This window comes from Acinetobacter uliginosus (genome assembly GCF_044130295.1).
Lineage (GTDB): Bacteria > Pseudomonadota > Gammaproteobacteria > Pseudomonadales > Moraxellaceae > Acinetobacter.
Window position 1 is genome coordinate 1 of sequence record NZ_JBIQOC010000116.1, and the last position, 9,642, is coordinate 9,642.

The 9,642-nt window shown below is 43.2% G+C and carries 8 protein-coding genes and 1 pseudogene; 8 read left to right on the top strand and 1 reads right to left on the bottom strand.

The features are described 5' to 3' along the window. Window positions 1-102: 102 nt before the first annotated feature. Window positions 103-441 (top strand): annotated as a pseudogene (locus ACE01T_RS16270) (MarR family winged helix-turn-helix transcriptional regulator); the annotation flags it as partial. 368 nt (window positions 442-809) lie between these two features. Here ACE01T_RS16270 and ACE01T_RS16275 read toward each other — a convergent pair. Then, window positions 810-1,001, bottom strand: coding sequence for a DUF3565 domain-containing protein (locus tag ACE01T_RS16275; RefSeq protein WP_395519682.1), 192 nt, complete (start codon window positions 999-1,001; stop codon window positions 810-812). A gap of 116 nt (window positions 1,002-1,117) precedes the next feature. Here ACE01T_RS16275 and gshB point away from each other — a divergent pair, with 116 nt between their 5' ends. The 7 genes from gshB (at window position 1,118) to ftsZ (ending at window position 9,486) form a co-directional block, all read left to right on the top strand. After that, window positions 1,118-2,068 (top strand): glutathione synthase, encoded by a 951-nt coding sequence (gene gshB / locus ACE01T_RS16280; RefSeq protein WP_395519683.1) that lies wholly within the window; start codon window positions 1,118-1,120, stop codon window positions 2,066-2,068. Between the two features lie 331 nt (window positions 2,069-2,399). Continuing rightward, on the top strand, window positions 2,400-3,497 hold the full coding sequence (murG, locus tag ACE01T_RS16285; RefSeq protein ID WP_166170602.1) for an undecaprenyldiphospho-muramoylpentapeptide beta-N-acetylglucosaminyltransferase: 1,098 nt from the start codon (window positions 2,400-2,402) through the stop codon (window positions 3,495-3,497). A gap of 12 nt (window positions 3,498-3,509) precedes the next feature. Beyond that, window positions 3,510-4,958, top strand: a complete 1,449-nt coding sequence (gene murC, locus ACE01T_RS16290) for a UDP-N-acetylmuramate--L-alanine ligase (protein WP_166170604.1) — start codon at window positions 3,510-3,512, stop codon at window positions 4,956-4,958. A 56-nt stretch (window positions 4,959-5,014) separates the two neighbouring features. Further along, window positions 5,015-5,944 (top strand): D-alanine--D-alanine ligase, encoded by a 930-nt coding sequence (locus ACE01T_RS16295; protein ID WP_395519684.1) that lies wholly within the window; start codon window positions 5,015-5,017, stop codon window positions 5,942-5,944. Window positions 5,945-5,947: 3 nt separating this feature from the next. Then, on the top strand, window positions 5,948-6,802 hold the full coding sequence (locus ACE01T_RS16300; protein ID WP_166170608.1) for a cell division protein FtsQ/DivIB: 855 nt from the start codon (window positions 5,948-5,950) through the stop codon (window positions 6,800-6,802). Between the two features lie 71 nt (window positions 6,803-6,873). After that, complete coding sequence (gene ftsA / locus ACE01T_RS16305) at window positions 6,874-8,136, top strand: cell division protein FtsA (protein WP_166170610.1); 1,263 nt, start codon at window positions 6,874-6,876, stop codon at window positions 8,134-8,136. 159 nt (window positions 8,137-8,295) lie between these two features. Then, window positions 8,296-9,486 (top strand): cell division protein FtsZ, encoded by a 1,191-nt coding sequence (gene ftsZ / locus ACE01T_RS16310; RefSeq protein WP_166170612.1) that lies wholly within the window; start codon window positions 8,296-8,298, stop codon window positions 9,484-9,486. The last annotated feature ends 156 nt before the right edge of the window (window positions 9,487-9,642 follow it).

Here is a 9,642-nt window from a genome sequence, read left to right on the forward strand (position 1 = left end):
AATTATTTAGACCAATGATCAAAAACTTCATTGATGACTTTATTCTCGATAAAAATCATCTGCTACCACAGAGAATCTATAAATAATACTGCGTAAGTCCTATATGGTTTAGATAATTCGCGCCGTCGTATCTTGCTGGCATTACAATCCAAAAATAAGGCTAGCGTATCTGATCTGTCGGAAATGTTGATTTCTAAAATGTCGACCACCACCAAAGTGGTCTATCGCTTAAAAGAAGAAGGATTAGTAAATACTTATTGTTGTGAAGATGATGCTCGAATTACGCGAGTATTATTAACAGATAAAGGACAACAAATGATTCAAAAAATTAATGATCTCAGCCTGGTCGTATTAGAACAATCTTTTGATGGCTTAACACCGTTACAAATTGAAAAAATGCTGGATAACCTGAAACATATTTTTAAAAATCTTGCCCCTTAAAATAAATTAAAGTGCATAGCTATTTAAATAAATTGCTCATGATTTTTTATTGTGAGAATAAAGAGGATTTGTTTTATATTAGAAATAAGTTAATGGTTATTATTTTAATAAAGATTATGAAAGATTATGTTTTTTTAAGTCTAATAAGGTATTTTTTTGTTAAATAAAAATTAAACTGGTTGGGGTGAATATGATTGATGAAAATTTTATTTTTTAAATATTTTGATTTAAATTGTCCGTACTTTATTATTTAAGCAGTTTTAAATTTTATAAGGTTAAAATAAAATTATTTTTTAAGATGGGATAAATAAGATATAATATTGTATTCTGCATAATTATTTTATTATTTATCCTTTATGGAATCATAATTAAATTGGTTCTTCACATTTCTTACACTCCAATATTATTCCTAGTTTCTCTTTTCGACCTTGTTCAGTTATCACCCACGGGTGGTTTTGCCAAGGCGGATTATGTCGAACATGCTGGGTATGGCCACAGGAAAGGTTTGCAACCCAATGGTTTTCTTCATCTAAATGAAATCCAATAATCGCTTGTTGCATGAGGTACTCCTTGCCGCTTTCAAATGATTCGATACAAGCTTTATTAAAATTGAGAAAAAAGAAAGATTAAACTCCGTTATACTTTTCTCAAGTTAAAAATACATGAGCAGATCGATATGCGCGTACTTGTTGTGATGGATCCCATCGAAAATGTAAACCTGAAAAAAGATTCTTCTATGGCCATGCTGTGGGCTGCCAGCCGTCGTGGGCATGAGTTGGGTTATGCATTACAGCAAGATTTATATATCGATCAGGGCAAAGCCTTCGGTTTGATTTCACCACTAAAAGTGTTTGAAGACTATAACCATTATTATGAATTGGGTGAAAAGAAAAAAGAATCGATTGCAGCTTATGACGTGGTGTTGATGCGTAAAGACCCGCCTTTCGACATGAATTTTGTTTATACCACGTATATTCTAGAACAGGCCGAGCGTGAAGGGGCGTGGATTATTAACAAGCCGAAAAGCCTGCGTGACTGCAACGAAAAATTGTTCGCCACCCAGTTCCCTGAACTTCAGGTTCCGACTCTGGTGACCTCAAATGAAGGGCTAATCCGCGAGTTTCTAAAAGAACAGGTGGATGTGATTGTAAAACCACTGGACGGGATGGGTGGTACAGGCATTTTCCGTTTGTATCAAGATGGCATCAATATTGGATCGACCATTGAAATGCTGACCAATAACGGTACCCGGCCGATTATGGCGCAGCGTTATATTCCGGAAATTGTTGAGGGCGATAAGCGCATCCTGATGGTAAATGGTGAGCCTATACCTTACTGTTTAGCCCGTATTCCGCAAAATGGTGAAGTGCGCGGCAATCTGGCAGCCGGTGGTCTAGGTCAAGCCCGTCCCTTAACTGAAAATGATAAAGCGATTGCGGCAAAAGTAGGCCCTTATCTCAGAGAAAAAGGCCTGATTTTTGTGGGATTAGATGTAATTGGCAATTATGTGACAGAAATCAATGTTACCAGTCCAACCTGTATTCGTGAGATTGATGCACAGTTTGGCACATCTATTGCCGACGATTTATTTGCTGTTCTGGAAACAGGTTTAAAAGTAAAAGCATAAGTCTGATGTTTATAAAAAAAAGAGCTCCTACTAAAATAAGAGCTCTTTTTTATTCTGTTTGATCCGTTCCTTTTCTTGCTTTTTATTTGGGGATACAAAGGGACGGGAATTTATGCATTGTTCAAAAGACAGGTCATAAAATTGCTTAAAAAATATATATTTTGCTCGATTATCAATAAAACTAGTTTAAACTTTAAAATCTGAAGAAAAAAACAATGAAACGCATGTTGAAAAAAAGTAAATAACCTTTCACGGTTATGCGTTTGTGATTACAATTGTTAGCTTAAAATCAAATTTCGTTATTCCTATTTTAGAATTGAAGAATTAGACTGTGACCGAAGCAACGCAAACAAAGCCGAAACATGTGATGATGATGGCTGCCGGAACCGGTGGGCATGTTTTTCCAGCACTTGCTGTTGCCAAACAATTACAGCAGCAGGGAATTCAAGTGTCCTGGTTGGCAACGCCGACAGGCATGGAAAACCGCTTATTAAAAAATCACAATATTCCAATTTACCAGATTGATATTCAGGGTGTACGTGGTAATGGTCCTGTACGTAAGTTATTGGCACCGTTTAAAATTTTAAAAGCTACCTTAAGCGCCATGCGCTATATGAAACAGCTGAAAGTCGATGCCGTAGCCGGTTTTGGCGGTTATGTGGCTGGTCCCGGTGGTTTGGCTGCCCGTGCCTTGGGCATTCCCGTGATTATTCACGAGCAAAACGCCATTGCAGGTTTTACCAATACCCAGTTATCACGTATTGCCAAAAAAGTGTGTCAGGCATTTCCCGGTACTTTTGCTGAAAGTGCAAAAATTGTGACCACAGGCAATCCGGTTCGTAAAGAAATTACTGAAATTTTAAGTCCGTCCTGGCGTTATCAGGAACGTGAAAAAGCTGGTTTGCCACTACGTGTACTGATTGTCGGTGGTTCATTGGGCGCGCAAGCATTGAATGAGCGTGTACCGGAAGCGTTAAAGCAGCTAAACGTACCATTGAATGTGTATCATCAATGTGGTCAAAACCATGCCGAGGCAACCCGTGCCCGTTATGCTGATAAGCCGGCATCGTTGCAGGTTAAAGTACAACCCTTTATTGAAGATATGGCCAAAGCCTATGCTGATGCCGATCTGATTATTTGTCGTGCTGGTGCTTTAACCGTGACAGAAATTGCAACGGCAGGTGTGGCAGCTGTTTTTGTGCCGCTGCCAAGTGCGGTCGATGATCACCAGACGGCGAATGCCAGATTTTTAGCCAAAAGTGGGGCGGCAAAAATTTGTCCACAATCTACCTTAACCCCAGACAGTTTAAAAGAACTTTTAGTCCCGTTGATGAATCGCCAATTGTTGTCTGAAATGGCAGTCAAGGCACGTCAACAGGCTCAACCAGATGCAACCCAACACGTGGTTCGTTTAATTCAAGAATTGTAATTAGAGTAATATATGTCTCCATCTACTCCTGCTGATCAAGCAAAAAAGTTAATCAAAGTGCCTGAAATGCGCCGTATCAAACACATTCATTTTGTGGGAATCGGCGGTGCAGGGATGTGTGGTATCGCAGAAGTATTGAAGAACCAAGGCTATCAGGTCTCTGGTTCAGACATCAAAGCGTCTAAAACTACGGCGCAACTTGAAGAAAACGGTATCAAGGTTTATATCGGTCATACGGCTGAAAATATTAAAGATGCCAATGTACTGGTGGTTTCAACCGCGATTGATCCGGAAAACCCGGAAATCAAGGCCGCAATTGAAAGCCGTATTCCAGTGGTTCGCCGTGCGGAAATGCTGGGTGAGCTGATGCGTTACCGTCACGGTATTGCTGTTGCCGGTACGCATGGTAAAACCACCACGACAAGTCTGGTGACCTGTATGCTGGCGGAAGAAAACCTGGATCCAACCTATGTGATTGGTGGTTTGCTAAACCGTACCGGTGTCAATGCGGCACTGGGTGCCAGCCGTTATATCGTGGCTGAAGCGGATGAGTCAGATGCATCATTCCTGCACTTGCAGCCTATGGCCACCATTGTGACCAACATCGATGCGGATCATATGGATACCTATGGCGGTAGCTTTGATGTCTTGAAAGATACCTTTGTCCAGTTCCTGCAAAAACTTCCATTCTACGGTCTGGCTGTGGTGTGCGGTGATGATGCCAACATCCGTGAAATCATGCCACGTATTGGTCGTCCAGTGTTGACTTATGGCTTTAATGAAGACAATGACATCCGTGCTGTCGATGTTGATCAGGACGGTATGCGTACTCACTTTACCGTGCTGCGTAAAAACCGTGAACCGCTTCGTGTGACGGTGAACCAGCCGGGTCTGCATAATGTGCTTAATGCTTTGGCAGCAATCGGTATCGCTACGGATGAAGGCGTTTCTGATGGCGCGATCTGCCGTGCATTAGAAGGCTTTAGCGGTGTGGGCCGTCGCTTCCAGGTTCAAGGTGAATTTGAGATTGAAGGTGGCAATGTGAAACTGGTGGATGACTATGGTCATCATCCTAAAGAAGTCGAAGCTACCATTAAGGCTGCACGTCAAAGTCATCCAGACCGCCGTCTGGTGATGATGTTCCAGCCGCATCGCTTTACCCGTACCCGCGACTGCTTTGATGACTTCGTCGATGTATTGTCACAAGTTGACCAATTGTTATTGCTGGAAGTGTATCCTGCAGGCGAGAAGCCGATTGTCGGGGCAGATAGTCGCAGTCTGGCGCGCAGTATCCGTTTGCGCGGTGAGGTTGAACCGATTTTGATTGATCCTGTAGATGGCAATTTACAAAATGTGATGCAAAAAGTGTTGCAGCCAAATGACTTGTTATTAACGCAAGGCGCAGGTAATGTGGGTGCGATCTCGGTTGAGCTTGCACAAAATAAGTTGTATTTAAAATAATCACTTTGTGTGTTTTTGAGTGTGATTGTTCAGTTATAAAGTTTAAGGATATAAACGTGGCAAATGCTTCAAAATTCGGTAAAGTTGCCGTATTGCTTGGTGGTAAATCAGCTGAGCGCGAGGTTTCTCTAGATAGTGGTAAAGCTGTGCTTGAAGCATTGGTGCGTTCGGGCGTGAATGCCGAAGCTTTTGACCCGCAAGAGCGTAGTGTAACTGAACTGGTGAACTATGACCGTGCTTTTATTGTCTTGCATGGTCGCGGTGGTGAAGACGGTCAAATCCAAGGTACATTGGAATGGTTGAATATTCCTTATACCGGTACCGGTGTGCAAGGTTCTGCGATTGGCATGGATAAGGTGAAGACCAAGCAGGTCTGGCAAGGTTCGGAACTGCCAACGGCCCCCTATCGCATTGTGACCAAAGATTCTGATCTGGATGCCATAGTGGACAGCATTGGTCTGCCGTTTATTATCAAACCGGTACATGAAGGTTCAAGTATTGGTATGAGTAAAGTTGAACGTAAGGAAGACTTTGCCGATGCAATTGCCAAAGCCACTGAGCATGATGCCGTGGTGATGGCAGAAAAATGGATTACCGGCCGTGAATTTACTATTGTGATTTTAAATGGTCAGGCTTTGCCGATTATTCGCTTGGAACCGCCAAAAGATGTGGCATTCTATGACTATGAAGCCAAATACAACCGTAATGACGTGCAGTACGGCATTCCGTGTGGTTTAACCGAAGAAGAAGAAAAACGTCTGCAAGCTTTGTGTTTACGTGCTTTCCAGGCCGTAGGTGCAAGTGGTTGGGGGCGTATTGATGCCATGCAGGATGAACAGGGCAACTTCTGGTTACTGGAAGTGAATACTGTTCCGGGCATGACCAGTCATTCTCTAGTACCAAAGGCGGCAAAAGCTGTGGGCTATAGTTTTGATGAGTTATGTGTGGCGATTTTAGAACAGACTTTAACGGCTGCGGCTTACTAGATTATGGCTCAACTCCCTGCTTCAATGCGTCGTAAACGAGCAGCAATTACCTCTATTCATGAAAAGCTACCTACACCTAAGGAAAAGCTTGCGAATTTGGGTGGCTGGTTGTTGTTGCTGGTTGCACTTGCCGTATTGGCAGTGGGGATTTATGGTCTGTATGGTGTTATGACGGATGCCCAGGTGGCTAAACTGAGTGTAGTGGGTACCCGCTCAGAGGCTGAAAATCGCCAGGTCATGACTCATGTTGCACCCAAGGTGACAGAAAATTATTTTACCTCTGATCTGGAACAAATCCGCGATCAGGCTTTAGCGTTGTCTTGGGTGGATCGCGTGGTAGTCTCACGTGCATGGCCAAATTCAATTCGTGTGCGCGTCATGCCGCGTCATGCCATTGCTCGTTGGGGAACCGGACGGCTATTGAGTGACAGTGGTGATATTTTTGCAGAAGTGGTGCCGCAGAATAACCAGAAATTACCTTTGCTGCATGGTCCCGCTTCTCAGTCAAAAATGATGATGCGTCGCTACAATGAAATTAACCAGTTGTTCCTGCCGGTCAACATTCGTTTAAAAGAATTATATTTAACAGAACGTATGACCTGGTTCATGCAGTTTGATTCAGGTTTACGCATTATTGTCGATCAGGATCAGACCATGGGTAAACTTCAACGCTTAAGTCATCTGGCACAAAGTGATCTAAAACCCGTTTGGGCTAAAATTTCATCAGTAGACTTGCGTTATAGAAACGGATTGGCCATACAATGGAAGAATGCAGCACCCCCGAATATTGTAAATGGTCATTTTGTTGTAACGATTGATGACACAAGCATTGCAGATACAAGAACGGTAAAGCCATAATTGAGCGGCTTTATATAAAATAGAGGCTTAAGGCCATAAATTAACTAAACACGTAATGGTAGTAGTAGATAATGAATGAAGCTGTTCCCTCGGTTGTTGCGATTGACATTGGGACACACAAAGTTTCAGTTTTGATTGGTAAGGTACATGCGCCAGACAATATCCAAGTGATTGGGATGGCAACCGCTCGTAACCGAGGCATGAATAAAGGGAAAATTGTAAGTCTCGATAAGGTCATCACTGCAATTAAAAATGCCGTACAAGAAGCAGAAGATATGGCTGAATGCCGGGTGCATTCTGCCTGGGTTTCCATTCCAAGTGCAGAATTAAAAAGCTTTTATGCCTCAGGCCGTACTCCGATTGAAAATAGCGACCACACAATTACAACAAGCGAAGTGGTTCGTGCACTCGAATTGGCCAAAGCCAGTCATTTGACTTCAGACCATTATCTGGTGAGTGCGGTACCTTTAGGTTTTGAACTGGATGATTCTGCGGAATGGGTGCAAAATCCGATTCGCATGTCTGCTCATAGCATGATCGGGCATTATCAGCTGATGATGTTGCCAATCAGCACCATGCAAAATCTGGATCGTGCCCTTAAAGGGGCTAATATTGGCGTGGAGAAAATGGTGGTTTCCTGTTTGGCAACAGCTGAAGCCAGTTTGCTGAAAGATGAAAAAGAATATGGGGTATGTTTGGTCGATATCGGTGCCGGTACCACCAATATTGCCGTTTATCTGGATGGTCGCTTGGCATTGACGCATACTTTGCAGCGTGGGGGAGAGCATGTCACCCGTGATATTGCTGCGGTATTGCAAACCACCACTGAAGAAGCTGAACGGCTGAAATTGTTGTATGGCTGTGTTGACCTGAAAGTGGTTAAACCTGACCATATGATTCAATTTCAGGGCATTGATGGTCCACAGACCATTAGCCGTATTGAATTGGCAGAAATCATTATTGCGCGTTATGAAGAAATTCTGACCCAGGTTCATCAAGAATTAAAGCAGAATGGGGCCATTCATGGTCTGTATCATGGTGTAGTTCTGACGGGTGATGCTAGTCAAATTGAAGGTATGGTGAATTTGGCACGTCATATGTTGGGGGTGTCAGCGCATTTAGGCAATCCACCAGTACAAGTACATGCTGATGAACAGAATCAGGCGGCTTTGCGCCGTTCACAGTATGCCACTGCTGCCGGCTTGTTGATGTTTAGCCAAAGTGATACGCAAGATACTATTGTAGAAGCGACAGATCCTGAAAAACTGACTCTATTTAAGCGGGTCGGTCGGGCATGGTCAGCGTTAAACAATCAGTTAAAATCGATATTTTAAGTGAAATTTATTGGGAATATTGTAAGGAAGTTGTTCGTCTAACGGCTTGCACTTGACAAGTGTGTGGTTGGACAGCATCCTAAACTCAATTTTTATTAAGATCAAGGCAGTATACGGGCTTAAGTGACTGCCAATTACGAATTAGGAAATCCAAAGGTCATGGCCTCATTTGAATTTTTAGAAGATGATCAAAACGATAGCAACGGTCAAGCCCGTTTCACTGTATTTGGTGTTGGTGGTGCTGGTGGTAATGCCGTGCAACACATGCTTGAATCCGACATTCAAGGGGTAAAATTTGTTTGTGCCAATACCGACAAACAAGCTTTAGACCGTATGAATGCCCAATTCAAAATCCAGTTAGGTGAACAAAGCACGCGTGGTCTGGGGGCAGGTGCAAATCCGCAAGTAGGTCAAACTGCTGCTGAAGAAAGCCGTGAACTGATTCGCCAACATCTGGAGGGTACCGATATGGTATTTGTCACTGCCGGTATGGGTGGTGGTACAGGTACGGGTGCTGCGCCAGTTGTTGCTGAAATTGCCAAAGAAATGGGCATTTTAACTGTGGGTGTGGTGACGACTCCGTTTAACTTTGAAGGTAAGCGTCGTCAACAGTCGGCAGAAAAAGGCATTGAAGCTCTGGAAGCACATGTCGATTCATTAATTATTATTCCTAACCAGCGTTTGCTTAAAGTCTTCCGTGACATTTCCATGAAAGATGCTTATAAAAAGGCAGATGATGTATTGCTGAATGCAGTGCGCAGTATTTTTGATCTGGTGGTTCGTCCCGGTCATATCAACCTTGACTTTGCTGATTTGAAAACGGCCATGAGCACTCGCGGTTATGCGATGATGGGTGTGGGTTCAGGCCGTGGTGAAACACGCGCCCGTCAGGCGGCTGAACAGGCTATTCGCAGCCCATTACTGGATAACGTGACTATTATGAATGCCAAAGGCATTTTAATTAACGTCACCGGTGGTGATGATGTGACCTTCGGTGAAATTGAAGAAATTACCGATGTCGTCAACCAGATTGTCGATCTTGATGAAGGTCAGGTGTTTTACGGTACGGTCTTTGATCCGGATGCGCGTGATGAAATCAGTGTCACTGTAATTGCAACCGGTTTGACCCGTAATTCAGCGGACTCTGCAGATACGGTAAAACGCCCATCAGTACAGTCTGCAACACGTCCAGTCACTCATACGGCTCAGGCTGTCGTTGAAGATGATGATGTGCCAGCCATTCAACGTCAGCAAAATGAGGCAGCAGCGGCACCTGCTCCAGCAGTCGGTTCAGCCCGTCCAACGCCAATGAGTATTCAGGATTACTTGAAAAATCAGCAACGTAAATAATGGTAAATTTATGCAGAATGCATAAATTCAACAGAAAAGGTAGTCGCAAGACCATTGCTGTCCCACAATTTTTCACAAGAGGAAGCTCATTTGAGCTTCCTCTTGTTTTATGGGTATTTTATCGGGTGAAAATAAAGCTTTTAAAGTTCTTCTTTC

Coding starts and splice junctions, on each gene's coding strand:
- ACE01T_RS16275 (WP_395519682.1), bottom strand. CDS start 1,001: ATGCAACAAGCGATTATTGGATTTCATTTAGATGAAGAAAACCATTGG.
- gshB (WP_395519683.1), top strand. CDS start 1,118: ATGCGCGTACTTGTTGTGATGGATCCCATCGAAAATGTAAACCTGAAA.
- murC (WP_166170604.1), top strand. CDS start 3,510: ATGTCTCCATCTACTCCTGCTGATCAAGCAAAAAAGTTAATCAAAGTG.
- ACE01T_RS16300 (WP_166170608.1), top strand. CDS start 5,948: ATGGCTCAACTCCCTGCTTCAATGCGTCGTAAACGAGCAGCAATTACC.
- ftsA (WP_166170610.1), top strand. CDS start 6,874: ATGAATGAAGCTGTTCCCTCGGTTGTTGCGATTGACATTGGGACACAC.
- ftsZ (WP_166170612.1), top strand. CDS start 8,296: ATGGCCTCATTTGAATTTTTAGAAGATGATCAAAACGATAGCAACGGT.